This window comes from Exiguobacterium sp. RIT452 (assembly GCF_003598705.1).
Classification (GTDB): Bacteria; Bacillota; Bacilli; order Exiguobacteriales; family Exiguobacteriaceae; genus Exiguobacterium_A; species Exiguobacterium_A undae.
The window spans coordinates 231,656-257,360 of record NZ_QXJB01000001.1 but is presented as its reverse complement, the minus strand read 5'-3'; the positions used below and the strand labels follow the sequence as shown (position 1 = coordinate 257,360).

Here is a 25,705-nt window from a genome sequence, read left to right as displayed (position 1 = left end):
CCTCTTATCCGCGTGATCCCAGGATGTTTTTATCACGACGTAAAAACTGGCTCCGCGCACTGCCCATCGTCGCAATCCGTTCTTCCGCCATTTTTTCTGCTGCCCGGTATGTCGGCAGATGATCACGTTTGGCGATCTCGATGACTTTGGAGACGGCATCATAGACAAGTTCCACTTTTTTCATTGCCCGCTCACGGTTGTACCCGTCGAGTTCATCGGCGACGTTAATGACACCACCCGCGTTGATGACAAAGTCAGGTGCGTAAAGAATACCGCGTTCTTGTAACATGTCACCGTGACGGTCTTCTTTGAGCTGGTTGTTTGCTGCCCCGGCGATGATTTTAACTTTCAGTTGCGGAATCGTCTCATCGTTGAGTGTCGCGCCTAAGGCACATGGAGCGAAAATATCCGCATCGACGCTGTAGATTTCGTCCGGCCCGACGACGAGTGCACCAAATGCTTCTTCCGCACGGCGTAGAGCATCTTGGTTGATGTCCGTGACAATCAGTTTTGCCCCTTCTTCATGCAGGTGGCGGCATAAGTTAAAGGCGACGTTGCCGACACCTTGAATCGCAATCGTTTTACCACCCAACGAATCTGTACCATACACTTCTTTCGCTGCTGCCTTCATCCCGCGGTAAACGCCGTACGCCGTGACCGGTGACGGATTGCCGCTCGAACCGAACGCCGGGCTGACTCCTGTTACGAAATCTGTCTCCATATGGATGTAATCCATGTCGGCGACCGTCGTGTTGACGTCTTCCGCTGTAATGTATCGACCGTTTAACGATTGGACGTAACGACCAAATGCGCGGAATAACGCTTCTGATTTTTGTGTTTTCGCATCACCGATGATGACGGCTTTTCCACCGCCGAGGTTGAGTCCGGCTGCCGCGTTTTTATACGTCATTCCTTTTGCCAAACGAAGGGCGTCAATCAACGCCTCCTCATCAGAGGCATAGTTCCACATACGGAGTCCGCCGAGAGCCGGTCCGAGTGTCGTATCGTGAATGGCAATGATCGCTTTCAGACCTGAGACTTTATCATGGCAAAAGACGACCTGTTCATAATCTTCCATCGTCATTGTTTCAAAGATACTGAATCGTGCTTCTACATTTGTTTCCACCATTGTGAGTTCCCCCTTAGATTGTCTGCTTGATCTTTTTAGTTGGTTGCGCATTGAGTAAGGCAAAGGCCAAGGAATATAATTTTGCTTCTGCTGTATCGGCTCGACTCGTCAAGACAACGGGAGCCTTCGCCCCTACCAAGATGGCAGCGACCGATGCATGTGCAAAATACATCAATGATTTATAAATCACGTTTCCGACTTCAATCTGAGGGACGACAAGAAGATCCGCTGCCCCCGCAACGTCTCCTGTCAGTCCCTTTTGCTTCGCCGCTTCTAAATTGACGGCATTGTCTAATGCAAGTGGACCGTCAATAAGGCAATCCTTAATCTGTCCGCGTCGATTCATCTGCGTCAGCAAAGCGGCATCAATGGTCGCCTGCATGGTCGGATTGACGACTTCGACAGCCGCCAACACCGCCACTTTCGGTAATGTATACCCAATCGCCCGCAGTGCCGTTACACCGTTTTCGATGATATGGACTTTATCTTCCAGTGTCGGAGCAATGTGAATGGCTGCATCCGTCAGCCCAATTGCTGTGTCACGCCCTGGTACTTCAAACAAGGCGACATGGGACAAAACATTGCCTGACCGTAAACCGGTTTCTTTGTTCAGAACGGCTTTCATGAACGTTGCCGTCGGAACAAGCCCTTTCATCAAGACATCCGCATCCCCTTTACGCACAGCATAAGCTGCCCGTTCTGCGGCTTCTTGTGCTGTTGCTGTATGTGTGATGACGAACTGGGATTCATCCAATCGCCGGTCGTGAATCATCTTTTGAATCCGTGTCGCATCCCCGAACAAATGAAAACGAGCCAACTCATTTTCGATTGCAAGCGACACTGCATCCATGACTTCCTCATCGTCCGCTGAGGCGATGGCTACAACGGAATCCTGCAGACGTGCTGCTTGCTGGACCATTACATCAAATCTCAACTTATTCCCCCCTCACCTGTCGTTCTTTTATTTAATAGCAATTTTCGTGCCAAACCATAATCCTTGTCGTGTCTGTCTTCTTCTTCTTTAATTTTGCATGGTTTTGCACTTTTTGCAATATCTTGCACGCAAAAATATGCAATTCAGCATTGAATGTTAAACCGTTCGACTTTGTAATACAATGCCCGCAAGGAGATGCCAAGTTGTTTGGCGGCTTCGGTTTTATTTCCGTTGACGGCTTCGAGCGCCTCCCGGATCAACTGTTCCTCTACATAAGACATCTCGTCAGACAAGTGTTTGATTTCTTTTTTTGGACGTTCCGACCGTTTCGGTGTCGTCGGAACAACAAGTTGTAAATGTCCTTTGCGCAAGACCCGTTCTGCTTTATCCGTAAAGATCAAGGCGCGCCCAATGACGTTTTCCAATTCGCGCACGTTGCCTTTCCACGTCTGTTTTCGAATCGCTTCAAACGCATCTTCTGAAATCCGCTCGACCGTCCGACCATAACTTTGATTGAGTTTTCGCAGTAAATGCGTCGAAAGTGGAGATAAATCATCTGGACGTTCCCGTAAAGCCGGTATGTGAATCGGCAAGCGGTTGATCCGGTAATACAAATCTTCCCGAAATTCACCGGTGATGATTTTTTGTTCTAAATTGGCATTGGTGGCAGCAATGATGCGGACGTCGACCGGAATCGCTTTTGTTCCTCCGACCCGGACGACCTCATTTTCTTGCAGGACACGCAACAATTTGGCCTGGACATCGAGCGGCAATTCTCCAATCTCGTCTAAGAACAAAGACCCGCCGTGGGCTTCTTCAAAGTATCCGCGTTTCCCTCCGCGGCGTGCACCGGAAAAAGCTCCCTCTTCATAACCAAACAATTCGCTTTCAAGCAGACTCGGCGCAATCGCTGCACAATTGACCCGAACAAACTGTTCATACTTCCGGTCACTGGCTGCATGAATCGCATGGGCAAACAATTCTTTGCCCGTTCCGGATTCACCACGAATCAAGACATTGACCGGCATCGTCGCTGCTAATTTGGCTTGATCCACGACAAAACGCATCGGTTCGCTTTCAGCGATGATGTCGTCAAACGTATATTTCGCTTCGAGTGTCCGGATTTTTTGACGAGCAGCTTTCAGTTCTTTTGCCAATGCTTTCATCTCGGATATATCCCGGATGACGCCGACTGATCCCCTGACCTGTCCGTCGACGACGACCGGCGCCGCATTGACGATGATGTCGCGCCGGTCCTGGCCAATCTTCATCCGTGCATCGCGGACGTTCTCCCCCGTTTCGAGTACACGCAAATGGACTGATTCTTGCATCCCGATATCGGCACTGGCGGGTTTTCCGATGACATCCTGCTCCGTGTAGCCTGTCATGCGGGTATAGGCCGGATTGATCAACATCGTTTCACCGGCTTGGTCGGCAACTGAGATCGCCTCACTTGTACAATAAATGATCGCTTCTAACATCCGCTCTTTTTCTGCAAGACGCTCGAGCAGGACACGAACGAATTCTCCCGGCAAAACAGCAGCCTGCGGGAAAAACTGGATCAATTGCTCCAGGACACCTTGTTCTCCTGTCGCATCAATAATAAAGTCAATATCCGTTCCTTGAAAAGCAGTCCATGTCGTTTCGACACGAATCTGTCCTCGTTTCGCAAGTTTTATTCCTGCGGCTTGTTCATTCGAGTCGACGACCCCGATGACCGTCAACAAAGGGGAACGCTGAAATGCATGAAGCACTTCGGTTCCTCCCTGCCCCGCACCAACAATCAATAGATGATGCATTTTGATTCCCCCTTTGAAACTGCTTACATCTTTATCCTACCTGTATTAAAACAGGAGGGCAAATCCAATTCGCAGTCCTGTTGATTTTCTGATACAATACGCTTGGAAAGGGGTCACAATCATGCGAATCATCGGTTTATTATCTTTATTCATTCCGGGCATCATCGGTGCAATCGGCATCAAGCTGATGCGGGACAGTGTATTCTTAAAAGCTCAGTTCCCCTTCCGGTATCTCGGGGATTCTGCCTATGTATATGTGTTACAAGGTTTCACCGGATTAGTCTTGGCCATTGGCGGGATTGGTTTTGTGGCCGGTTACGTTTTTTATCGCGACCGTAAGCGAGGAAAAGTATCGGAGCGTTATCAAAATCCTAAAAAATAAGCACACAAAAAGGTCCCCATCTCTTGAACTCATTTCAAGCGCGGGACCTTTTATTCATATAAAGTTGGTTTCACTTACGGATGAACTCCTCTCATAGTAGAACTATTCGTGTACTTCAAAACCATAGGTGGTCCTCTTAATGAAGAGGTTGAAAGAAATCAGATCTGGCTATCGAGCGATCGATAGAAAGATGAAGCTACTCCATCATCTGACTTTACTTGGACCTAGGTGAAGCATAATGTCATCCGCTTAACGCAGTCGATCATTCGGTTGCTAACATTCACTGCTAGACAACACTCCTTTTCACGAACTGTACTTGTTGCTGGTCGTGCTTGGTGTTCGTATTGCTGTGGACGTTTAATTTACGTTACCTTCCACTTTTCCCTTGCTTCGAAATCGTGGAGTCTCACATCGATTCGAGATGTCTCATCTGGAAAAGACATGAAGTGCCTTGGTATGACGTACTACCAAGAGAATGTCGTCCTTCATTCTTGAGCCGTTTACAGGTGGCGTCCTGAGATGATAAGTGTTGAACGGTTTTCCGGGAACCAGTTCGACTCGACGTTCATCTGACGTCTTTCCAAATCATTTGGTACCTTTATTATAACAAACATTTTAGTTTATGCAACATATATTTAATGAATATTCAGTCTTTTTTTACAAATGAAAAACAAGCGGTTGCCTCGAACCTGTTTTGTCCGAAGCAACCGCTTATTTAAATACGTCCTTCATCGTGTTCACGATCCATTCATATGGTTCGAGACATACGAGATGAACTCTGAGTTTTTGGGACTTTTTTGTTGTTCGATCCGCCCGGCGAATAAACTGTTTTCACTCATGCCTTCTTTCCACGCGGACTTGATGGCATGGCGCATCGCCCGTTCGACACGCGACGATGTCGTCTGATGTTTTTTAGCGATTGTCGGATACAGTTCTTTTGTGATCAATCCAAGTAAGTCTTCCCGCTCGAGGACCATCAAGACCGCATCCTTCAGGTACGTGAACCCTTTAATGTGCGGTGCAATCCCGATTTCCCGTAAAGTCGTCCCGACTTTTGATTCGACGGGTTCCGGCTGCGTCGACTGCACACCGTTGATGACCAGACGGATTTTATTGACCAACTGGTCCAGACTGAACGGCTTCAATAAAAAGTACGCGGCCCCCAGGGAAACAGCTTGTTGCGACACTTCGTCCTTGCCAAATGCACTCAACATGATGACAGCAGGACTGCTTTTATGCTTCATCAAAGCTTCGAGAACTCCGAGCCCGTCCAGATGCGGCATGATGATGTCTAGTAACAGCACATCGGTTTCCACCTGTTCTAATTTTTCAAGGCAGCTTTCGCCGTTATATGCGACGCATACAACTTCCATGTCTTCTTGCGCAGAGAGATGCTGGCGAATCAATTCGACCATTTCTCGGTTGTCGTCCGCTATGCCGACTCTAATCAATCGTTACACCCCATTTTTAAGCGATTCCTTCATGTTCATTGCCTGTTCCATCAATTCCTCGGCATGCCGCAACGTCAAATCCGTCATATGTGTCCCGGAAATCATGCGTCCAAGCTCATTGCCGCGTTCCGAATCTGTCAGGACGTTCACTTGTGTCGTCGTCCGGTCTGTCTCTTCGATTTTACGGATATACAGATGTTGGTCCGCAATCGAAGCCACTTGTGGCAAGTGGGTGATACACAGTACCTGACTGTCGATCGACAGACGGTAGATTTTTTCGGCCATCGCTTGTGCGACCCGTCCGGATACCCCTGTGTCGACTTCATCAAAGATGATGGACGCCACACCGACCGAACGCGAGAAAATTGATTTCAAACCAAGCATGATCCGTGATAATTCTCCGCCGGATGCAACTTTCCCAAGTGACTTAAACGGCTCTCCCGCATTGGTCATGATATAGAACTCAACGAAATCAATTCCGTTTCTCCGTAAGACCGGTGTTTTTCCGTCTTGCAGGAATCGAATCTCAAATCGTGCCTTCTCCATGTACAATTGACGTAATTCGAGATGGATCGCCTCTCCCAAAAGGAGCGCTGCCTGGCGACGGGCTTGCGACAGTTCGCCGCCGATCTCAAACAGCTCAGACTCCAATTGTTCGACTTCCGTCTTCAGTTTCTCAATCCGTTCGTCCCGGTTCGTCATCGTGTCCAGTTCGACACTGATTTTTTTCCCATAGGCGATGACTTCTTCAATCGTCGCCCCGTATTTTCGTTTCAACTGCTGGAAAACGGATAACCGCAGTTCAATCTCGTCCAGCCGGTTCGAATCGAACTCCAGTGTCTCGAGTTGGTCACGAATCGCATAGCCGACTTCCTCCAACGCGTAAAAGGCATTGGCCAGCGTATCACTTTGTCCGGAGAACTCTTCATCGATGCTTGATGCTTGCTGGAGCTCACGCATCGCATCCCCGACTGAGTCAATCCCCCGCCGTTCGTCATGCAACGCGTCATAGGCAGCACTCAAGGACGCATGCAGCTTCTCGAAGTTCGCCAACCGATTCCGTTCGCTCAACAGATCTTCTTCTTCCCCTTTTCGAAGTTTCGCACTGTCGATTTCTTCCGTCTGAAAGGATAAGAGATCAATCCGTTGAGCGAGTTCCTGCTCACTTTGCGCCAATGCCTGCAACGCGTCCCGCTTTTCTTCGTACTGTTCAAACCGTGCTTGATAACGCTCGAGAATCGGTGTGATTGTCTCTTGACCAAAATCATCAAGAATCGTCTGATGGTACGTACTCTCCATCAAATGCTGATGCTCATGCTGACCGTGTAAATCGACCAGGACCCGCCCGAATTCACGTAAGATCGTTAATGTCACGAGTTTATGATTCACCCGGCAGACGCTTTTACCGGAAGCAAACAAGTCACGCCGTAAGATGATCATGCCGTCTTCCATGTCAATGCCGTATTCCTCTGCCAACGTATACGCCATATGACCGTCTTCAATCATGAACAGACCTTCGAGTTCCGCTTTGTCTTCACCATACCGGACGAACTCGGCAGAACCACGTCCACCAATCAATAACCCGATTGCGTCAAGGACAATCGATTTCCCGGCTCCGGTTTCTCCGGTCAAGACCGTCATCCCTTTTTTAAAGTCGATTTGCAGTTGGTCAATGATTGCAAATTGTTTAATCGATAATTCAGCTAACATCGTGTCAACTCCTTAAAGCATCCCTAAGATACGTTCCGTCACTTCTTCTGCCGCTTCTTCACTCCGTGCAATCATCAGGATCGTGTCATCTCCGCACACTGTCCCGAGGAGCTCTGTCCAATTCAGATGATCAAGCAGCACACCCAGTGCATTTGCATTGCCTGGCAATACATGCATGACGATCAAATTTTGAGCAGAGTCAATCGAGATAAAGCTGTCCCCGAGCAAGCGACGTAACTTTCCTAATGGATTAAAACGCTGATCAGCCGGCAGACTGTATTTATAACGACCGTCGTTGAGCGGTACTTTGACAAGGTGTAATTCCTTGATGTCCCGTGAAACAGTCGCCTGCGTTACTTTATATCCTGCATTTCGAAGCTCTTCCACCAATTCATCCTGTGTCTCGATTTCCGACTGCGTAATGATTTCCCGAATCTTGATTAACCGTTGCCCCTTTGTCATCCTTGCACCTCACAGTTTTTCTTCACTGATACTATTGTAATCCAATAATTCGACAAAAGTCCATGCTTGCCCTTTTATTGAACTGAAATCAAAAGCAGACTTCATCATCATGACGAAGTCTGCTTTCGATTAATTCAATCTTACAAGGCAGCGTGCGCCAGACGAACGGTTTCAAGCGGATCCACTTCAGGATCCATTCCCGCTGTCTTGAGCTGTGCATGTAAGAGAAATTCGATGTTGCCTTCTCCACCGGTAATCGGTGAAAAATCAAGTTGTTTGACGTAAAAGCCTTCTCGGACAAAAAAGTCGACCATCTCTTTCAGCACCCGCTCGTGGATACGTTCATCACGAACGATTCCCTTTTTCCCGACATCGTCTCGTCCCGCCTCAAACTGCGGTTTGACGAGAGCAATGACATCACCGCCGTCTGCTAAAATCGTTTTTAACGGAGGTAAAATCAGACGCAAGGAAATGAAGGAGACATCGATCGTTGCGAAGCTCGGTTTGACCGGGAACATGTCAGGTGTCGCATGACGGAAATTCGTTTTTTCCATTGCCGTCACACGATCGTCTGAGCGCAGCTTCCAATCCAATTGGTTCGAACCGACATCCAAAGCGTACATGTGGGCAGCTCCGTTTTGGAGCGCACAGTCGGTGAATCCACCGGTCGAAGAGCCGATGTCAAGACCCGTCCGGGCAGTGACGTCGATCTCAAAGACGTTGAGCGCCTTTTCCATCTTGAAGCCACCACGTCCGACGTATGGCATGACTTGACCTTTGACCATCAAATCGATATCGGATTTCACTTTTTCACCGGCCTTTTCCAACCGTTCTGTGCCACTAAATACCAGTCCTGCCATGATGGTTCGTTTTGCCTTTTCACGTGTTTCACATAAACCGCGCTCGACGAGCAAGACGTCGAGGCGGATTTTTTTTACAGTTTCCATCAATCGTTACACACTCTGTTTCTTTCCTTGATTGACAAACGAACGGACTTCTTCCGCGATTTGTCCAGGTAATAAGCCGATCTCTTCTAGCAATTCGTTGACGCCGCCATGCTCGATATACCAGTCTGGAATACCAAAGCGTTTAACACGCGGGAAAGCTTCCTGTTCGTTCGCATGCTCAAGAACTGCGGAACCAAATCCGCCTTTCAGGACAGCCTCTTCAAGTGTCACGAGCGGAATCCCTTCTGCGTATAACGAATCCAACATTTTTTCATCCAGCGGTTTGATCGTCCGGGCGTTAATGACACGGACTGATAGGTCGCCTTCAAGAAGTTCTGCGATTTTCAGCGCATCTTGCACTTGAGGACCAAATGCCATGATGGCGACATCGGTTCCCTCGCGTTCCACTTCCCATGTATCAAGCGAAATCTCATGGAGTGTTTCGTCCATCGTGACACCGATTCCTTCACCACGCGGGAAACGGACGGCAATCGGACCTTCGTATTTAACAGCGGAATACAGTAAATGCTGTAACTCATTTTCATCCTTCGCCATGACGATGCGGATGTTTGGCACATGACGCATAAAGGCGATGTCAAAGACCCCTTGGTGTGTCTCGCCGTCAGCACCGACAAGTCCTGAACGGTCGATCGTGAAGGTCACATCAAGATTTTGACGGGCCACATCGTGGACCAATTGATCATAGGCGCGTTGGAAGAACGTCGAATAAATCGAAACGACCGGCTTCATTCCTTGCGTCGCTTGCCCGGCGGCAAACGTGACCGCATGTTGTTCGGCAATCCCGACATCAAACATCCGGTTCGGGAATTCTTTTTCAAAACAATCGAGCTTTGATCCGACGCTCATCGCCGGTGTAATCAATGTCAGCTTGTCTTCGTCACGTGCCATTTTCGTCAGCGTGTCGGCAACAGTAAACGAGTAGCTCGGTGCTTTTGACTTCCCTTTGATGACTTCTCCGGACTCGATTTTATAAGGTCCGAGACCATGCCACGTGCCGACTCCGTCGTACTCGGCAGGACGGTATCCTTTTCCTTTTTTCGTGATGACGTGAAGCAGGACAGGTCCTTCTTCTTTTTTGACGTAGTTCAGCTGTTCAATCAAATCATCTAAATCATGACCGTCGACCGGTCCATAATAGTTGAAACCAAGCTCTTCAAAGAACATCCCCGGAACAAGTGCCCCTTTGACGGCTTCTTTGATTTTTTCTCCGCCCTTTTCAAGTTTCCCGCCAATCAACGGAATTTTTTTGATCAAGGTTTCCAGCTCATCCTGCGCGTAACGTACTTTACGCGACGACCGGATCCGACCTAACATCTGATGCATCGCGCCAACGTTCGGAGCGATCGACATTTCGTTGTCGTTTAAGATGACGATGACATTTTGTTGTTCCGCCCCGATATGGTTGAGTGCTTCAAGCGCCATACCGCCTGTCAATGCACCATCACCGATGATCGCAATCGCCCGATCATCGTTCCCTTTTAATTCATTGGATACGGCGATCCCCATCGCAGCTGAGAGCGATGTCGAACTGTGACCTGTTTCCCAGACATCATGGATGCTTTCGTTACGTTTCGGGAAACCGCATAGTCCTTTATGTTGACGCAACGTATCAAACTGTCCTGCACGTCCGGTCAAGATTTTATGCACATACGCTTGATGCCCGACATCCCAAACGAATTTATCGTTCGGACTGTCAAATTCCCGATGCAGGGCTAACGTCAGTTCAACGACACCCAGGTTAGGTGCCAAATGTCCACCCGTCGTTGCTAACTCTTCAATCAAAAAGCGTCGAATATCGCCCGCAAATACTTCTAATTCCGAGACTGACATGCGCTTTAAAAATGACGGATCCTGTATTTCTGTCAACTTCATACCTTACCGCCTCTTTCCCTTACATTCTTATATGGTTTGTACCCTACATTGTACTAGAACAATCTTTCGAACGCCACATTACGGGCACATAAAAAAAAGACGGCGCATGGCGCCGTCCATCTTAATGGTCGCGCTTGACGACAAAGTCGAGTAGTTCCTTGAGGGGTGTTGCTTCAACGGAAAGAGCTTCAATCGCTTCGTTCGCCGCCGTCACTTGTGCTGCAAGCGCCCGCTTCGCGCCATCGAGACCAAGTAACTTCGGATAAGTCGCTTTATCGTTTCCTTCATCGCTTCCGACAGGCTTCCCGATTTTTTCTGCATCTCCGGTCACATCGAGGATGTCGTCTTGAATTTGGAACGCAATCCCGAGATGACGTCCGTATCGTTTCAAATGGGTAATATCCGCGTCTGTGACTTGAGCCAAAATCCCGCCCGCCTCGACTGCGAAGATCAACAATGCGCCTGTTTTCCGGCGGTGGATCGACTCTAATTCCTGTGCGTCGTTAATGCCACCGCGTTCGCCGAGCATATCGTCCAGTTGTCCGCCCACCATTCCAGCAGCACCCGCTGCTGTTGCCAGGCGTTCAACAAGCTTCACTTTGACTTCTGCCGATGCCTGCGTTTCCAGCAAACATGTAAAAGCGTTCGTCAGCAAGGCATCGCCTGCAAGAATCGCCGTTGCTTCGTCATACTGGATATGATTGGTCGGTCGTCCACGACGCATATCATCATCATCCATCGCCGGTAGATCGTCGTGAATCAGCGAATATGTATGGATCATTTCAAGTGCTGCCGCCGTTGCATCACCTGTCTTCCGGTCGACACCGTATGCATCAAGAACAGCATAAATCAATGCCGGACGCACACGTTTCCCTCCCGCATCAAGCGAATAACGCATCGCTGACCGCAGACGGTCCGGTGCATCCAACCGGTTCATGAACGTTTCGAGTGCCTGTTCGACTTGCGTTTTCCACTCTGTCAAAACAATCATTGTGATCCCCCTTTTTCTCGTAACGTGCCATCTTGCTCCAAGATTTGATCAAGTCGTTTTTCAGCTGTCGACAGTTTCCCTTGGCAAAGGGCAGTCAGTTTGACCCCTTCTTCATACAAGACCATCGCTTGCTCGAGCGGTGCATCGCCTTCTTCCAGCAATTCAACGATTTCTTCCAAACGCTCTAACGCCGCTTCAAAGGTTTGTTCCGTTTCCATCTTCATCTTCATCCTCTCGTTTCGCTAGGATACTTCCGTCATGAAACTGAACCCGGAAGGTCTGATCTGACAATTGGTGGACTGAACGGACGAGTTGTCCTTCCTGTTCGACATACGTATACCCGCGCAGGAGCACTTGGGTCGGACTGACCGAATCGAGACGGGCAATCATTTGGTGCAGTCGTTCCTGTTTCGACCGCATGACATGATGAATCCGCTCCAATTGTTTCCGGGTCCGGATCAGTTCACGCCCTTGATCCGACAAACGTTCCCGAAGCGGAATTCGTTGCAACCGTTTCGATACATCACCTAACGCCTGCTGCTTTACCTGCATCATCTGTTTGCTGATTCGACTAAGTCCCATCTCCGCCCGGTCCAAGCGTTCTTGTTTTAATCCTAACAGGACACGCGGAGATTTCAAACCGTAGCTTCCGGCAAGGCGGGTGACGCGGTCTTTCCGTTCTTTGATGTATTGATCATAATTACGGGTCAGACGACGCTTCAGGTCAGCGACACGCTTCTCGAGCTCCGCAGCTTCCGGTGTGACAAGCTCTGCCGCTGCAGTCGGTGTCGCAGCCCGCACGTCCGCCACGAAATCCGCAATTGTAAAGTCCGTTTCATGACCAACGGCCGAGACAATCGGGATGTTCGATTCATGAATCGCCGTCACGACATCGATTTCATTGAATGCCCAGAGTTCTTCAATCGAGCCGCCGCCTCGACCGATAATCATGACATCACATGCTTGATGTTCATTCATCAGCTGAATCGCACGCGCGATTTGCGGGACGGCTTCCTTGCCTTGAACGAGGACGGGAGCAAAGATGATTGCCGCTTGCGGATAACGCCGGCGTAATGTCGTCGCAATATCGTGCAAAGCAGCACCTTTAGGCGATGTGATGATGCCGATTCTACCCGGCAATGTCGGCAACGGTTGCTTCAGTGATTCTTCAAACCAACCACGTGTCTCAAGATCATCTTTTAGACGGACATAGGCTTCATACAGCGCCCCAACACCATCTTCCATCATCCGCTCGACGTATAACTGCATCTCGCCTGACGCCAGGTAAACGGACAGGCGTGCCGTCAGGACGACACGCGCCCCGTCACGCACGTCGGTTTTGACGCGACTGGCATCACGGGCAAACATGACCGCCTTCATTTTTGACTGTTCATCCTTCAACGTAAAATAAAGGTGACCGGAAGAGTGTCGTTTAAAGTTCGACACTTCTCCCACCACCTGGACTTGTTGCAGCAACGAATCGCTTTCTAATTCTCGTTTCACGTAATTCACGAGTTCCGAAACCTGAAGCGGATCCGTCATTTTGCCGCCTCAATCGTATTGTGGAGCAACATCGTAATCGTCATCGGTCCAACACCACCCGGCACAGGTGTAATCATCGATGCGACCTCTTGGACCGTTTCAAATTCGACGTCACCGACTAACTTGCCGTCCACCCGGTTGACACCGACATCGATGACGACCGCGTCCGGCTTGACCATGTCGGCCGTAATCAATTTTGGAACACCGACAGCGACAATCAGAATGTCCGCCTGACGAGTCATGGCAGTAAGATCCGCCGTTTTCGAATGGCAATAGGTCACCGTGGCTGACTCATTTAAAAACAGCATCCCGACCGGTTTGCCGACGATTTGACTTCGACCGACCACAACGACATGACGTCCGGCAATCGGCACATTCATTTCTTTGACGAGGTGAAGAATCCCGTTTGGTGTACACGGCAGGAATGTCGGCTCACCAATCATCATCTTGCCGACTGATACCGGGTGAAAACCGTCGACATCTTTTTCCGGAGCAATCGCAAAGATGACCTTACTCTCATCAATGTGTTGCGGCAATGGCAGTTGAACAAGGATTCCGTGAACGCTGGCATCCACGTTTAATCGTTCAATCAAGTGAAGTAGTTCCGACTCGGTCGTCTCTGCCGGTAAACGGATCAAGTCGGAATCCATACCGATTTCCTGTGCGGCTTTTTCTTTCCCCCGGACGTAGGATTGACTTGCCGGATCTTCGCCGATCAAGATGACGGTTAGCTTCGGTTGAATACGTTGTTCTTTTAGACGTGCGACCTCTTCTTTCAGTTTCAAACGATACGATTGTGCCACTTGTTTCCCATCGATTACGACTGCCATGATTTTGTCCACTCCCCCAAAAATATTCACTTCACTCTTTGCCTGATCCAATTTCTCTGTTTACGTTCAGTTGCTTTGCGGATTTTCTTTCAAACCGTTTTGTTCAACCTCTTGTGCCACTTTTCCTAATACTCCGTTGACGATTTTTGTTGCTTCTTCGTCGGCAAAAGCTTTCGTCAATTCAATCGCTTCATTGATCGTTACCCGGACTGGAATTTTAGTTTCAAATAACAGTTCATAGACAGCCAGACGAAGAATCGTCCGTTCGATGTTCCCGAGACGTTCAAATGACCAGTTAACGAGCGCAGCACGCAACTTTTGATCGATTTCCGGTTTGTTTGCTTCGACACCTTCCACTAATCGTGTTACAAATGCATCATATTCTTTACCTTCTACTGCGAATTCAATGGCTTCTTGTGCAGACAGATCCGAGAGTTCCATTTGGAACAAAGACTGTACTGCGAGTTCGCGTGCCATATGTCTTTTCATCATGATTTTACGTGCTCCTTTTTTTATCGTTCTCAATCAATTAGTTTAGCACATTCTTTTTTCAAAAAATATAGAGAACGCCAAAAAGACGGGAGCAAAATCAAACCTCTCCCGTCATTCCATTACTTCACGATTTCAGCCTTCAGTTCACGTTCCGTGAACTTCGTCGTAAACGTACCCCGACGGAATACCGGATGCGCCAGTACCTTTTGATGGAATGGAATCGTCGTCTTGACACCTTCAATCCAAAATTCAGATAAAGCCCGTTCCATTTTCGCACATGCTTCTTCCCGTGTTTCGGCATGCACAATCAGTTTCGCGATCATCGAATCGTAATAAGGTGGAATCATATAGCCCGGATAAACAGCGCTGTCGATCCGAACACCCATGCCGCCCGGAGCAACGTACTGTGTGACGCGACCGGCATGCGGACGGAAGTCATGTTCCGGATCTTCCGCATTGATTCGACACTCAATCGAATGACCACGGAATTCGATGTCTTGTTGTTGAACAGCCAACGGGTGATCAAGTGCCACCTGCAGTTGTGCTTGAACGAGATCAAATCCTGTAATCATCTCCGTTACCGGATGTTCGACCTGAATCCGGGTATTCATTTCCATGAAGAAAAATTCGTTCGTTTCTTCCACGAAGATGAATTCAATCGTTCCGGCTCCTGTGTAGTCGATTGCTTTCGCCGCCTTGACGGCCGCTTCGCCCATCTTCAGACGTGTTTCAGCGCTGACGGCAGGAGACGGTGCTTCCTCGATTAATTTCTGCATCCGCCGCTGGACGGTACAATCCCGTTCCCCAAGGTGAATGACATTCCCATGACGGTCCGCGAGCACTTGCACCTCAACATGACGGAACTCTTCGATGAAGCGTTCGAGGTAGACGTCACTGTTGCCAAAAGCTTGTTTTGCCTCACGGCGTGTTTCATCCAGTCCGACGATGAGTTCTTCTTTCGAACGCGCGACACGAATACCGCGTCCTCCACCACCTGCTGTTGCCTTGATGATGACCGGATAGCCGATCTCGTCGGCTAATTGCATCGCTTCGTCATCCGTGACCGTTCCGTCCGAACCCGGTACGACCGGTACGCCGCAGGCAATCATCGTTTGTTTCGCGACATCCTTGATCCCCATCTGGCGAATCGCATCAGACGTCGGTCCGACGAACTTGATTCCGCAAGCTTCACACATTTCAGCAAAGTCAACGTTCTCCGCCAAGAATCCGTATCCCGGGTGAATCATCGTCACATTCCGGTTCGTCGCAACGGCTAAGATGTTCGTGACGTTTAAGTATGAGGCCGTCGAACTCACATCTCCGATGCAGTACGCTTCATCCGCCAGACGGACATGCAGTGCTTCACGATCCGCTGTCGAGTAAACGGCAACTGTCTGAATTCCAAGTTCTTTGGCTGCCCGAATGATCCGGACCGCAATTTCGCCTCGGTTCGCTATTAAAAGTTTCTCCATTGCCATCACCCCGCTTACGGACGAATCCGGAAGAGTGGTTGTCCGAATTCAACAAGATCTCCGTCTGCGACGAGAATCTCGACGACCGTTCCGGCTACTTCCGAGTTTAGATTGTTAAATAATTTCATTGCTTCAAGAACACATATGACTTGACCGACTTCGATTTGATCGCCGACTTTGACGAAAGACGGTTTGTCCGGATTCGGACGGGAATAAAACGTTCCGACCATCAACGCATTGATCGTCACTGTATCAGCTTCCGACACTGCATTTTCTTCAGGTGTTGCTTCTGCGACCGGTGCAGCAGGTTGAGCCGGAGCCGCGACTGGTGCTGGCGCTTGATGTGAAACGACGACGCTATCATTTTGTTTTTTTAATTTTAACTTATACGTATCGGTTTCAAGAGAAAGTTCATTGACGCTCGACTGATCTAACATTTCGAGTACTTGCTTTAACTGATCAATTTTCATTTATCATTCATCCCCTATCTCAACATTCACCTGTAACATTATACTTTAATATTATACCAGGTGCTAATGCCTACTCAAATACTAATATTAACTGGTCATACCAAAGGACGCAAGTCGAGGCAAAATGAAAAAAACGCCCGTTGATTCAATCCGAAGATGAACGGGCGTTGTTTGAGCTGAATTATCCGTTGTAACGCCCTGTAAAATCACCAGTACGTGTATCAACTGTTACTTTTTCTCCTGCTTCGATGAAGAGTGGTACATGAATGATATGTCCCGTCTCAACCGTTGCATTTTTCTTAACGTTTGAAGCCGTGTCGCCTTTGACGCCCGGTTCTGCTTCGACAATCGTCATGACGATCGTGTTCGGCAATTCGATTCCGAGGATTTCACCATTGTAGACAGCGATTTGAACTTCCATGTTTTCAAGAAGGAACGGGAGCGCCGCTTCGACTTGTGCAGTCGTCAATTCCAACTGCTCATATGATTCTGTATCCATGAAGACATATGTTTCACCCATCGGATAGAGGTATTGCATCTTGTTTCGCTCGATGTGGGCACGCTCGACACGTTCACCGCCGCGGAATGTCATCTCTTGGATGTTTCCGTTACGGATGTTACGCATTTTTGTCCGGACGAATGCTGCCCCTTTACCTGGTTTAACGTGTTGGAATTCAAGCACCTGCCAAATCATTCCGTCTGACGTCTTAATTGTAAGTCCTGTTTTTAAATCGTTTACTGATACCATAAAAAGTTCCTCCTAAATGTTGATCTTGCCGTTTTAAAGTGTGATGAGTTCTTTTGGAGAAGAAGACAAAATTTCGCGCCCTGACTCGGTGATCAAGACGTCGTCTTCAATCCGACATCCGCCGACTTGCGGCACATAAATGCCCGGTTCGACCGTAACGATCATTCCCGGCTCCAACTTTGTTTCCGAACGGAATGAAAGTCCCGGTCCTTCATGCACTTCCAGACCGATCCCGTGTCCCGTCGAATGACCAAAGTATTCTCCGTATCCGGCATCCTTGATGATGTCGCGTGTCAAAGCATCCGCCTCGATTCCGGTAATTCCCGGACGTAATCCGTCAACACCCGCCAGCTGTGCTTGTAGAACCGTATCATAAATCTTTTGTAACTCCGGACTGATTGATCCGATGGCGACGGTACGTGTGATATCGGATACGTATCCATTAAGAAGCGCCCCAAAATCAAGTGTCACGAGTTCTCCCGTCTGAATGACCTTCGAACTCGCCACGCCATGCGGTAATGCCGAACGGTAACCCGATGCGACGATCGTATCGAATGACGAAGAGGTCGCCCCTTGTTTACGCATGAAGAATTCCAATTCATTTGATACTTCCAGTTCTGTTCTTCCCGGCTGAATGTACGTCAAGATGTGATGGAACGTTGCATCCGCTAACTCCACCGCTTCCTTAACCATCTTAATCTCTGAAGAATCCTTAATCAAGCGTAGGTTTTCGACGATTCCCGTCGTCGGCACGAGCTCGATTGCCGACGCCTGATCAAACGCTTCGAATGAACCGAGGGTCATCGCATCTTTTTCGACACCGACGGCCCGCACGCGTGCACCCGCCATCAACTCACCCATCGTCTCAGGAATTGAACGTTCGATTTGAACGATTTCCATCCCTTTTACTTGATCAGCAGCTTGTTCCGTATAACGGAAATCCGTTACGAAATAGGCTTGTTCTCCTGTTACGAGACAGGCACCGCTTGAACCCGTAAACCCGGAGATATAACGGATGTTTTCCGCTTTCGTCACGAGCAGACCTGGTAAATCACGTTCTTTTAGAGCTGCTTGGAGTGCTTCAATACGATGTTTCATGTCTTTTCCCCCTTATGTTAGATGGACGGATGAATCAGTGCCTCAACAGCCAACAAGTACCCTGTCATCCCTAATCCGCTGATTACACCTCGGCAAACCGGCGCCAGCATCGAATGATGCCGAAATGCTTCACGTGCATGAACATTCGACAAATGAACTTCAATTGTCGGTACATCAATCGCAGCAATCGCGTCACGCAGGGCGATGCTCGTATGCGTGTAGGCAGCGGCATTCAAGACGACGCCGTCGTATCCGCGTGCTTCATGCAAAAGATCAACCAGTTCCCCTTCATGATTTGATTGGGCAAACCGAAAGTTCACCTGTTGAAAACGTTCCCGCATCCGATCTTCCAAATCCGATAACGTCTGTCTGCCATATGTATCCGGTTCCCGTGTTCCAAGTAAATTCAAGTTCGGTCCATTCAAGACGAAGATCCGCATCTCATCACCTCCAGATTGTCCTTGTTATTGTATCATAAGTCGTTTTCCGACTCCTAAATTTTCAATCTACTTTGACAGCTCGCCGTAGTCTTTTTTCGACAAATCAAGTAAACTGACGATACACGATACTTTACTTCAGATAGGATGCGTTTCTCTATGAAAACTGCTAAAGCCCCTGTCGGTGGACAGGCCATCGTCGAAGGGGTCATGTTTCAGAATGCGACCCATGCCGTGTCGGCGATCCGGCGAAACGATGATACGATTGAAACGTTTGAACAACAGAAACCGCTTCGCCCCCGGATTGCAGCCGGTAAAAAAATTCCGTTGCTGCGCGGCTTGTTTGCTCTCGTTGAATCCTCTGCGAATGGTGCAAGTCACATGAATTTCGCCAGTGACCGCTATGGCGTCAACCCCGGTGAAGAGGAACCTGAAGAACAGCACCAAGGTCAATTGACAAAATGGCTGGGCGTCGCTTTTATCGGAGTCTTGTCCTTTTTCTTCGGAAAGTTGCTCTTTACGTTATTACCTGCTTTCCTGGCTTCCTTGTTCAGCTATTTTCCGGAACTGTCTGGTCACTTCATTCAAAACGTTCTGGAAGCATTGATCAAGTTGACGCTGTTGTTCAGTTACCTGTATCTGATTTCCTTGACCCCGCTCGTTAAGCGATTGTTTCAGTACCATGGTGCTGAACATAAAGTCATCAACTGTGTTGAAGCCGGACAACCGTTGACGGTCGAAAACGTCCGTAAAAGCAGCCGTCTTCATTACCGGTGTGGTTCAAGCTTCTTGATTTTTACTGTCATCGTCGGCTTTTTCGTTTATTTAATCGTCCCGACCGATCCACTTTGGTTGCGTCTTGTTTGTCGAATCGCCCTTTTACCTGTCGTCATCGGTCTCTCTTTTGAAGTTTTACAGTTGACGAATAAGGCACAGAACATTAAAGGATTACGCGTCATCGCCTTGCCTGGCCTTTGGTTACAATACTTGACGACAAAAGAACCGGACGATTCTCAGATCGAGGTTGCGATTTATGCGTTTGAAGCACTCGAAAAACAGGAACATAACCTACATGAGAATGCACTTGGTTAATTGATAACAGGGGTGATAATATGATTAGACAACGGATTGGCTCTACATTTGCACTTGTCGTGTTGCTGTTCGCTTTTGTCGGCTTTGGATATAAGCTTGCGAATGATCCTGGTGGTCTGTTTTCACAATTACTGTTTTTTGCAATCACAGCCGGAATTATCTTCTTGCTGTTTAAATTCCTGACACGCAATAGTGTCAGCAGCGGCGCGAACTCCCAGTACCGGAAATCTGTCGCGCAGTCAAAAAAACTGCACGGGAAACGTGATCAGGCGCCGCGTCGGACCGATTTCAAGAAAAAACCGGTCAAATCAGCAAAACCTGCACCGTCGAACAAAGTCCGGCCACTTCGTGATCGCTCAAAAGGACCTCATTTGACGGTCATAGAAGGCAAAAAAGGCAAAAAGAAAAAACGTGCTTTTTAATATTAATAATAAACAGTAGCCGCTCTTCCACAACGGGAGAGCGGCTACTGTTGTCTTAATCGGTTTCAACCCATCCAATGTACGGAAGATTACGGTATTCTTCCGCACAATCAATTCCATACCCGACTACAAAATAATCTGGAATCTCAAACCCAACGTAATCCGCTTCTAGCGGTACTTCACGCCGGGCCGGCTTATCGAGCAACGTACAGATTTTTAAGACGCCCGGTTGATGGAGTTTCATGTGTTCACACAAAAAACTCAACGTATGACCGGTATCGATGATGTCTTCAACCACGACCACATATTTTCCTTCGACATCCAGATCAAGGTCTTTTTTCAATTGAACCCGTCCAGACGAAACCGTTTTGGCACCATACGAGGAACACGCGACTGTATCGATTTGGACACTGCCTTTGATTTCCCGCATCAGGTCCGCCGCAAAGACCATCGAACCTTTTAGGACAACGACCAACACAATCTGACGCCCCGCCGCATCGTGTTCAATTGCAGCCGCCAATTCTTTTACTTTAACAGCAAGTTCTGATTCCGTTACCAACTTCTCTTTAATGACGATTTCCATATCCGGGTGAAACTCCACCCGTCACCCCCTCTGATGAATTTCACCGTCAGTATAGCATATCCTCATCTAAATAAGCGTACTATATCATTATTTATTCGTTTAATGTTCGCCTTTTTCGAACTATAAAGTCAAAAAACAAGCACACTCAGTCTTCTGGGTGCACTTGTTGGTGTTTTTTTAATTCTTCTTGCAACGCCGGTCGCTCGGCAAAAAATTGAATCATCCCATTGATTTTATCCAACGCTTCGATGCTGATATGGTGTTCGATTCCTTCAACATCTTTGTAGATCAATGATTCCTCTACCCCGACAAGCCGTAAAAAATCTTCCAATAAGGCATGACGCTCCACGAGACGTTTTCCGATTTTACGTCCCTTAGCCGTCAACATCAGTCCCCGGTACTTCTCATAGACAAGGTATTCTTCACGGTCTAACTTCTGCACCATCTTCGTGACAGAAGACGGGTGGACACCCAGTAGTTCCGCGATATCAGAAACTCGGGCATATCCTTTTTCCTCAATTAAAATATAGATTTGTTCCAAATAATCTTCCATGCTCGGAGTCGGCACGACATCACCTTCCAATCCTTCTCTTTAGCGCTTCCAGTTCCATTCTTCACTACGGTATTTCGCGGCCAACCGTTCAATCTCCTGCCACTGGTGTTCTGTGAACTCAAGCGGTGTGAACGTCAACTGAAGAGCGTCTTCGAACCCTTTTAAAAAGGCGCCGCGGACTTCTTCAAACGAAACAGTCCGTCCCGCCAATTCATTTAAGGCAACCGCCTTCCCGGCAAAACGTGCTTTCATGCGTTCACGGATTGACTCATCTTCATAGATGAAGCAGTCAAACAATTCCCCTTCATCGACTGAAAGCGGAACGGAACCGTGTTGTAAGACGACACCTTGGTGGCGGACCTGCGCACTTCCTGCAACTTTACGTTTTCCGACTGCCAGTTCATAATACGACGCCGCATCAAAACAGACAGCAGATTTTGGTTTTCGTAACTCCTCTTTTTCTTGCTCTGTCATCGGAACCGAAAACTCGACCGGAATCCCCAAATGATGATACCCTTTCCGGACCCCTTCTGTCAGCATCCGATAACTTTCAATGACCGTTTTCGGCAATCCCTCCAGTGTTTCCGGAATCACGATGCTATACGTCAATTCGTCAGCATGGAGAACCGCTCGACCACCCGTCATCCGACGGACGATCGGAATGCCGAGTTCTTCGATTCGTTGCCGGTCGATGTCTTTGGTCGCCCGCTGAAAATGACCGACACTCAAGCCTCTTGGTGCCCACGAATAAAAACGAAGCGTCGGCGCCACTTCGCCGCGACCTACAAAACCGATTAACGCCTCGTCAATTGCCATGTTCAATGCCGGTTCCATTCCTTCAGTCGTCAATACTTGCCACTCTTTTATCAAGCGAACACCCCCAAAAAACGTTTCCGTATTAGTGTATCAGACCCTTTCTGTCCTGCGCAACGACGAGTCGATTGCCGAAATCGATTTCGTTTACTATAATGATAAGGATGTTATATGAACGAAGGGGTTGGAAGTTAGATATGGAAATCAGTACAATCATCACGATCGTCTTATGGGTAGCCTTAATCGCTTACATCGCATGGCGTTTCATGCCGGTCAAAGGAATCACAAAGCTTTCGCAAGAAGAATTCCGGGCAAACTATCGGAAAGCACAAATCGTCGACGTCCGCGAGACACAAGAATTCAAAGGCGGTCACATCATCGGAGCCCGTAACATACCGGTCAGCCAGATGAAGATGCGTGCTAAAGAGTTGCGTAAGGACATGCCGATTTATTTGTATTGCCAAGGCAACATGCGTTCGTCGCAAGCTGCCAAAGTATTGAAAAAAGCCGGTTACACGAACTTGTACCAATTAAAAGGTGGATTTAAGCAGTGGACAGGAAAAGTCAAACGCAGCTGATCCCTTTCTTCACAAAAAAAACCATCCCCGTCAACTGAGACGCGGGATGGTTTTTGATTAGACACGCACTTCTTGTTTTGGCTGATACCGTAAAACCGGTTTACGTGCAGCTAATGTTTCATCCATCCGTTTGACGACCGTCGTATGCGGTGCGTTCAGGACGATGTCCGGGTTCTCTTCGACTTCTTTTGCGATTTGAAGCATGGCATCACAAAATGCATCCAAGGTTTCCTTCGATTCCGTTTCCGTCGGTTCAATCATGATACATTCCTCGACATTTAACGGGAAGTAAATCGTAGGCGGATGATAGCCGAAATCAAGCAGACGTTTGGCAATATCGAGTGTCCGGACGCCCAGTGCTTTTTGACGGCGACCGGATAAGACAAATTCATGTTTGCAATACACATCGTACGGTGCGTCATATGCCCCTTTTAGACGCGCCAGCATGTAGTTCGCGTTTAAGACAGCTTCCTTCGAGACACGCGCGAGTCCCGCTCCGCCCATCGTCCGAATGTAACTGTACGCCCGGACATTGATGCCAAAGTTTCCGTAAAACGGTTTAACGCGTCCGATGGATTCCGGACGATCATAATCGAGGACAAAGCCGTTTTCCGTCTTCGCAACAATCGGTTTCGGCAGATACGGAATCAAATCTTTCTTGACACCGACCGGACCAGAACCCGGACCACCCCCGCCGTGGGGACCGGTAAACGTCTTATGAAGATTCAAGTGGACGACATCAAAGCCCATGTCCCCCGGACGTGCGATCCCCATGATGGCATTCGAGTTCGCACCGTCATAATACAATTTACCGCCCGCTTCGTGAACGGCTTTGGCGATTTCGACGATATCTGATTCAAACAAACCAAGTGTGTTTGGATTCGTCAGCATCAATGCTGCCGTATCGTCACCGACTTTACTCTTCAAATCTTCTAAATCAACAAGTCCACGCTCGTCGGATAAAACCGTCACCGTATCAAATCCCGCGACTGATGCCGATGCCGGGTTCGTCCCGTGTGCCGAATCCGGTACAAGGACTTTTGTTCGTTTAAAATCACCGCGTGCATGATGATACGCTTTGATCAACATCAAGCCCGTCCATTCACCATGGGCCCCTGCCGCCGGTTGTAACGTCACTTCGTCCATTCCCGTAATCACAGCGAGTTTTTCTTGTAAATCGTACATCAGCCCAAGCGCACCTTGTACACTTTCAACAGGCTGCAACGGGTGGATATGGGCAAAGCCCGGAAGACGTGCCATATCTTCATTGATTTTCGGATTGTACTTCATCGTACATGAACCAAGCGGATAGAAACCTGAGTCGACCCCATGGTTTCGATTCGACAGCGCTGTATAATGACGGACAAGATCGAGCTCGGATACTTCCGGCAATTCCACTTCTTCTTGACGGAGCAGGTGCGCCGGCAACAACTCTTCCGGCGCTGTTTCTTCGACTGTCGCGAGCGGCAAGCTGTACGCGATACGACCAGCTTTTGAGATTTCAAAAATCAACGTCTGTTCACTAGTTTTATGCATGAGTCAGTCCCCCTAACGCTGTCACGAAGTGATCCAGTTCTTCTTTTGTCCGTAATTCCGTCGCACATACGAGCATTTGATTGGTCCGGCTTTCATCGAACGTACCGAGTGGTAATCCCCCGATGATTCCTTCTTTCAGCAACTGTTTGCTTGCTTCGTTTGCATCAATCGGCAACTCGACAACAAACTCATTGAAACTTGGACCGTCATCGATGATGCGGAATCCCGCCTCGCTTAATGATTTTTTCAAGGCATAAGCCGTCTGCAGGTTACGGGTCGCAAGTTCGCGGATTCCCCGTTTACCGAGTGCACTCATGGCGATCGAAGCCGCTAACGCATTCAGTGCCTGGTTCGAACAGATATTTGAGGTCGCTTTGTCGCGGCGAATATGTTGTTCACGTGCCTGTAATGTCAAGACGAATCCACGTTTGCCCTCTTCATCTACTGTCTGACCGACAAGACGCCCCGGGATTTTTCGCATTAACGCTTTTGTCGTCGTGAAGTATCCGCACGTTGGTCCACCAAAGCTTTGCGGAATACCAAACGGTTGACAGTCTCCAATCGTAATGTCGGCGCCAAGCTTGCCTGGTGCTTCCAACAAACCGAGCGCAAGCGGATTCGCCGAGACGATGAACAGACCGCCTTTCGCATGTGTGGCGTCCGCTAATGCCTGCAGGTCTTCGACCCGACCGTAGAAGTTCGGATATTGTACGATGACACAGGCGACGTCATCGAGCGTTTCCAGCTGTTCGATTGCCGTTTCGCCATGCGTGAGCGGCAACGTCGCCACTTCGAGACCCGGACCGTTCGCATACGTCCGCACGACATCATGTGCCTCCGGATGAACTCCGTCTGATAAGACGATCGTTTTTTTCTTTTTATGCGCACATGCCAGCATCGCCGCTTCGGCGAGAGCCGTAATCCCGTCATACATCGAAGAGTTGGCGACATCCATTCCTGTCAGTTCGCAAATCATCGTCTGATATTCAAAGATTGCCTGTAATTCCCCCTGTGAAATTTCAGGCTGGTACGGCGTGTAGGCCGTATAAAACTCAGACCGGAGTAACATATGGTTGACGACAGCAGGTGCATAATGATCGTAAATACCAGCTCCAAGGAAAGACGGGTATTGTTTCGTATTCATGTTTTGATCCGCGAGTTTCGAGAGCGTCCGGATTAAATCGGTTTCCGGCAATGGAATGCCCACTTCTTCTAGCGTTCCCTGATCGCGAACGCTTGCTGGAATGTCAGCTAACAAGTCTTCAATCGAATCGGCACCAATCGTCTGCAACATCTGTTGTTCATCTTCTTGCGTCATCGGTAAATAACGAAAATCCATCT

The 25,705-nt window shown here is 48.6% G+C and carries 27 protein-coding genes; 4 read left to right on the top strand and 23 right to left on the bottom strand.

Annotated features, from left to right (window positions below):
• Positions 1–4: 4 nt before the first annotated feature.
• The 3 genes from D3D03_RS01320 to D3D03_RS01310 form a co-directional block, all read right to left on the bottom strand.
• Positions 5–1,129, bottom strand: coding sequence for a Glu/Leu/Phe/Val family dehydrogenase (locus D3D03_RS01320; protein WP_026833548.1), 1,125 nt, complete (start codon positions 1,127–1,129; stop codon positions 5–7).
• Between the two features lie 13 nt (positions 1,130–1,142).
• Positions 1,143–2,063 (bottom strand): phosphate butyryltransferase, encoded by a 921-nt coding sequence (gene yqiS / locus D3D03_RS01315; RefSeq protein WP_255415497.1) that lies wholly within the window; start codon positions 2,061–2,063, stop codon positions 1,143–1,145.
• Between the two features lie 143 nt (positions 2,064–2,206).
• Positions 2,207–3,862 (bottom strand): sigma-54-dependent Fis family transcriptional regulator, encoded by a 1,656-nt coding sequence (locus D3D03_RS01310; RefSeq protein ID WP_026833550.1) that lies wholly within the window; start codon positions 3,860–3,862, stop codon positions 2,207–2,209.
• Positions 3,863–3,983: 121 nt separating this feature from the next.
• On the opposite strand from D3D03_RS01310, the gene D3D03_RS01305 reads away from it, so the two are divergent.
• Positions 3,984–4,244, top strand: coding sequence for a DUF2627 family protein (locus D3D03_RS01305; RefSeq protein WP_081776042.1), 261 nt, complete (start codon positions 3,984–3,986; stop codon positions 4,242–4,244).
• Positions 4,245–4,981: 737 nt separating this feature from the next.
• Here the strand turns inward: D3D03_RS01305 and spo0A are convergent.
• The 15 genes from spo0A to aroQ form a co-directional block, all read right to left on the bottom strand.
• A complete protein-coding gene (gene spo0A / locus D3D03_RS01300; RefSeq protein ID WP_081776043.1) occupies positions 4,982–5,695 on the bottom strand; it encodes a sporulation transcription factor Spo0A in 714 nt (237 codons plus the stop codon).
• 3 nt (positions 5,696–5,698) lie between these two features.
• A complete protein-coding gene (gene recN, locus D3D03_RS01295; RefSeq protein WP_028106751.1) occupies positions 5,699–7,405 on the bottom strand; it encodes a DNA repair protein RecN in 1,707 nt (568 codons plus the stop codon).
• Positions 7,406–7,417: 12 nt separating this feature from the next.
• The gene (gene ahrC, locus D3D03_RS01290) at positions 7,418–7,867 is read right to left on the bottom strand and encodes a transcriptional regulator AhrC/ArgR (protein WP_026833554.1); all 450 of its coding nucleotides are present in this window, start codon (positions 7,865–7,867) and stop codon (positions 7,418–7,420) included.
• Positions 7,868–8,007: 140 nt separating this feature from the next.
• Positions 8,008–8,814, bottom strand: a complete 807-nt coding sequence (locus D3D03_RS01285; RefSeq protein ID WP_026833555.1) for a TlyA family RNA methyltransferase — start codon at positions 8,812–8,814, stop codon at positions 8,008–8,010.
• Positions 8,815–8,820: 6 nt separating this feature from the next.
• A complete protein-coding gene (gene dxs, locus D3D03_RS01280; RefSeq protein WP_119922502.1) occupies positions 8,821–10,707 on the bottom strand; it encodes a 1-deoxy-D-xylulose-5-phosphate synthase in 1,887 nt (628 codons plus the stop codon).
• Positions 10,708–10,828: 121 nt separating this feature from the next.
• Complete coding sequence (locus tag D3D03_RS01275; protein WP_026833557.1) at positions 10,829–11,698, bottom strand: polyprenyl synthetase family protein; 870 nt, start codon at positions 11,696–11,698, stop codon at positions 10,829–10,831.
• Positions 11,695–11,916, bottom strand: a complete 222-nt coding sequence (gene xseB / locus D3D03_RS01270) for an exodeoxyribonuclease VII small subunit (RefSeq protein WP_035387654.1) — start codon at positions 11,914–11,916, stop codon at positions 11,695–11,697. The genes D3D03_RS01275 and xseB overlap by 4 nt, the downstream gene beginning before the upstream one ends.
• The gene (gene xseA, locus D3D03_RS01265; protein ID WP_119922501.1) at positions 11,894–13,240 is read right to left on the bottom strand and encodes an exodeoxyribonuclease VII large subunit; all 1,347 of its coding nucleotides are present in this window, start codon (positions 13,238–13,240) and stop codon (positions 11,894–11,896) included. The genes xseB and xseA overlap by 23 nt, the downstream gene beginning before the upstream one ends.
• Positions 13,237–14,070 (bottom strand): bifunctional methylenetetrahydrofolate dehydrogenase/methenyltetrahydrofolate cyclohydrolase FolD, encoded by an 834-nt coding sequence (folD, locus tag D3D03_RS01260; protein WP_119922500.1) that lies wholly within the window; start codon positions 14,068–14,070, stop codon positions 13,237–13,239. Before folD ends, xseA begins: the two co-directional genes overlap by 4 nt.
• A 66-nt stretch (positions 14,071–14,136) precedes the next feature.
• The gene (gene nusB / locus D3D03_RS01255) at positions 14,137–14,562 is read right to left on the bottom strand and encodes a transcription antitermination factor NusB (RefSeq protein ID WP_081776045.1); all 426 of its coding nucleotides are present in this window, start codon (positions 14,560–14,562) and stop codon (positions 14,137–14,139) included.
• A 119-nt stretch (positions 14,563–14,681) separates the two neighbouring features.
• Positions 14,682–16,034 carry an acetyl-CoA carboxylase biotin carboxylase subunit gene (gene accC / locus D3D03_RS01250; RefSeq protein ID WP_233550611.1) on the bottom strand — a complete coding sequence of 451 codons (1,353 nt, stop codon included), beginning with the start codon at positions 16,032–16,034 and terminating at the stop codon, positions 14,682–14,684.
• 14 nt (positions 16,035–16,048) lie between these two features.
• Positions 16,049–16,504: an acetyl-CoA carboxylase biotin carboxyl carrier protein gene (gene accB, locus D3D03_RS01245; RefSeq protein ID WP_026833563.1), complete on the bottom strand. Its 456-nt coding sequence runs from the start codon at positions 16,502–16,504 to the stop codon at positions 16,049–16,051.
• A 181-nt stretch (positions 16,505–16,685) separates the two neighbouring features.
• Positions 16,686–17,252, bottom strand: coding sequence for an elongation factor P (gene efp / locus D3D03_RS01240; RefSeq protein WP_026833564.1), 567 nt, complete (start codon positions 17,250–17,252; stop codon positions 16,686–16,688).
• A 33-nt stretch (positions 17,253–17,285) separates the two neighbouring features.
• Complete coding sequence (locus D3D03_RS01235; protein WP_026833565.1) at positions 17,286–18,350, bottom strand: M24 family metallopeptidase; 1,065 nt, start codon at positions 18,348–18,350, stop codon at positions 17,286–17,288.
• A 17-nt stretch (positions 18,351–18,367) separates the two neighbouring features.
• The gene (gene aroQ, locus D3D03_RS01230) at positions 18,368–18,790 is read right to left on the bottom strand and encodes a type II 3-dehydroquinate dehydratase (RefSeq protein WP_026833566.1); all 423 of its coding nucleotides are present in this window, start codon (positions 18,788–18,790) and stop codon (positions 18,368–18,370) included.
• Between the two features lie 156 nt (positions 18,791–18,946).
• Here aroQ and D3D03_RS01225 point away from each other — a divergent pair, with 156 nt between their 5' ends.
• Together D3D03_RS01225 and D3D03_RS01220 are read left to right on the top strand one after the other, a co-directional pair.
• Positions 18,947–19,879: a DUF1385 domain-containing protein gene (locus tag D3D03_RS01225; RefSeq protein ID WP_026833567.1), complete on the top strand. Its 933-nt coding sequence runs from the start codon at positions 18,947–18,949 to the stop codon at positions 19,877–19,879.
• Between the two features lie 20 nt (positions 19,880–19,899).
• On the top strand, positions 19,900–20,301 hold the full coding sequence (locus tag D3D03_RS01220; protein ID WP_026833568.1) for an SA1362 family protein: 402 nt from the start codon (positions 19,900–19,902) through the stop codon (positions 20,299–20,301).
• Positions 20,302–20,356: 55 nt separating this feature from the next.
• Here D3D03_RS01220 and hpt read toward each other — a convergent pair whose 3' ends face one another.
• The 3 genes from hpt to D3D03_RS01205 form a co-directional block, all read right to left on the bottom strand.
• Complete coding sequence (gene hpt / locus D3D03_RS01215) at positions 20,357–20,884, bottom strand: hypoxanthine phosphoribosyltransferase (protein ID WP_026833569.1); 528 nt, start codon at positions 20,882–20,884, stop codon at positions 20,357–20,359.
• Positions 20,885–21,029: 145 nt separating this feature from the next.
• A complete protein-coding gene (mntR, locus tag D3D03_RS01210; RefSeq protein WP_028106757.1) occupies positions 21,030–21,452 on the bottom strand; it encodes a transcriptional regulator MntR in 423 nt (140 codons plus the stop codon).
• 24 nt (positions 21,453–21,476) lie between these two features.
• The gene (locus D3D03_RS01205) at positions 21,477–22,307 is read right to left on the bottom strand and encodes a lipoate--protein ligase family protein (RefSeq protein ID WP_119922498.1); all 831 of its coding nucleotides are present in this window, start codon (positions 22,305–22,307) and stop codon (positions 21,477–21,479) included.
• Between the two features lie 140 nt (positions 22,308–22,447).
• Between D3D03_RS01205 and D3D03_RS01200 the strand changes: the two genes are divergently transcribed.
• Positions 22,448–22,828 (top strand): rhodanese-like domain-containing protein, encoded by a 381-nt coding sequence (locus D3D03_RS01200; protein ID WP_026833572.1) that lies wholly within the window; start codon positions 22,448–22,450, stop codon positions 22,826–22,828.
• Between the two features lie 57 nt (positions 22,829–22,885).
• Here D3D03_RS01200 and gcvPB read toward each other — a convergent pair whose 3' ends face one another.
• Positions 22,886–24,364: an aminomethyl-transferring glycine dehydrogenase subunit GcvPB gene (gene gcvPB / locus D3D03_RS01195; RefSeq protein ID WP_026833573.1), complete on the bottom strand. Its 1,479-nt coding sequence runs from the start codon at positions 24,362–24,364 to the stop codon at positions 22,886–22,888.
• Positions 24,357–25,703 carry an aminomethyl-transferring glycine dehydrogenase subunit GcvPA gene (gene gcvPA / locus D3D03_RS01190; protein ID WP_028106759.1) on the bottom strand — a complete coding sequence of 449 codons (1,347 nt, stop codon included), beginning with the start codon at positions 25,701–25,703 and terminating at the stop codon, positions 24,357–24,359. The genes gcvPB and gcvPA overlap by 8 nt, the downstream gene beginning before the upstream one ends.
• Positions 25,704–25,705: the final 2 nt, after the last annotated feature.

What these genes read in the sequence shown, in the direction of transcription:
- accB (WP_026833563.1), bottom strand. Translation starts at nt 16,504, where the DNA reads ATGAAAATTGATCAGTTAAAGCAAGTACTCGAAATGTTAGATCAGTCG.
- D3D03_RS01235 (WP_026833565.1), bottom strand. Translation starts at nt 18,350, where the DNA reads ATGAAACATCGTATTGAAGCACTCCAAGCAGCTCTAAAAGAACGTGAT.
- gcvPA (WP_028106759.1), bottom strand. Translation starts at nt 25,703, where the DNA reads ATGGATTTTCGTTATTTACCGATGACGCAAGAAGATGAACAACAGATG.
- D3D03_RS01305 (WP_081776042.1), top strand. Translation starts at nt 3,984, where the DNA reads ATGCGAATCATCGGTTTATTATCTTTATTCATTCCGGGCATCATCGGT.
- D3D03_RS01310 (WP_026833550.1), bottom strand. Translation starts at nt 3,862, where the DNA reads ATGCATCATCTATTGATTGTTGGTGCGGGGCAGGGAGGAACCGAAGTG.
- accC (WP_233550611.1), bottom strand. Translation starts at nt 16,034, where the DNA reads ATGGAGAAACTTTTAATAGCGAACCGAGGCGAAATTGCGGTCCGGATC.
- hpt (WP_026833569.1), bottom strand. Translation starts at nt 20,884, where the DNA reads ATGGAAATCGTCATTAAAGAGAAGTTGGTAACGGAATCAGAACTTGCT.
- nusB (WP_081776045.1), bottom strand. Translation starts at nt 14,562, where the DNA reads ATGATGAAAAGACATATGGCACGCGAACTCGCAGTACAGTCTTTGTTC.
- recN (WP_028106751.1), bottom strand. Translation starts at nt 7,405, where the DNA reads ATGTTAGCTGAATTATCGATTAAACAATTTGCAATCATTGACCAACTG.
- dxs (WP_119922502.1), bottom strand. Translation starts at nt 10,707, where the DNA reads ATGAAGTTGACAGAAATACAGGATCCGTCATTTTTAAAGCGCATGTCA.
- ahrC (WP_026833554.1), bottom strand. Translation starts at nt 7,867, where the DNA reads ATGACAAAGGGGCAACGGTTAATCAAGATTCGGGAAATCATTACGCAG.
- D3D03_RS01275 (WP_026833557.1), bottom strand. Translation starts at nt 11,698, where the DNA reads ATGATTGTTTTGACAGAGTGGAAAACGCAAGTCGAACAGGCACTCGAA.
- xseA (WP_119922501.1), bottom strand. Translation starts at nt 13,240, where the DNA reads ATGACGGATCCGCTTCAGGTTTCGGAACTCGTGAATTACGTGAAACGA.
- D3D03_RS01285 (WP_026833555.1), bottom strand. Translation starts at nt 8,814, where the DNA reads ATGGAAACTGTAAAAAAAATCCGCCTCGACGTCTTGCTCGTCGAGCGC.
- gcvPB (WP_026833573.1), bottom strand. Translation starts at nt 24,364, where the DNA reads ATGCATAAAACTAGTGAACAGACGTTGATTTTTGAAATCTCAAAAGCT.
- D3D03_RS01225 (WP_026833567.1), top strand. Translation starts at nt 18,947, where the DNA reads ATGAAAACTGCTAAAGCCCCTGTCGGTGGACAGGCCATCGTCGAAGGG.
- D3D03_RS01200 (WP_026833572.1), top strand. Translation starts at nt 22,448, where the DNA reads ATGGAAATCAGTACAATCATCACGATCGTCTTATGGGTAGCCTTAATC.
- aroQ (WP_026833566.1), bottom strand. Translation starts at nt 18,790, where the DNA reads ATGCGGATCTTCGTCTTGAATGGACCGAACTTGAATTTACTTGGAACA.
- folD (WP_119922500.1), bottom strand. Translation starts at nt 14,070, where the DNA reads ATGGCAGTCGTAATCGATGGGAAACAAGTGGCACAATCGTATCGTTTG.
- xseB (WP_035387654.1), bottom strand. Translation starts at nt 11,916, where the DNA reads ATGGAAACGGAACAAACCTTTGAAGCGGCGTTAGAGCGTTTGGAAGAA.
- D3D03_RS01220 (WP_026833568.1), top strand. Translation starts at nt 19,900, where the DNA reads ATGATTAGACAACGGATTGGCTCTACATTTGCACTTGTCGTGTTGCTG.
- D3D03_RS01320 (WP_026833548.1), bottom strand. Translation starts at nt 1,129, where the DNA reads ATGGTGGAAACAAATGTAGAAGCACGATTCAGTATCTTTGAAACAATG.
- efp (WP_026833564.1), bottom strand. Translation starts at nt 17,252, where the DNA reads ATGGTATCAGTAAACGATTTAAAAACAGGACTTACAATTAAGACGTCA.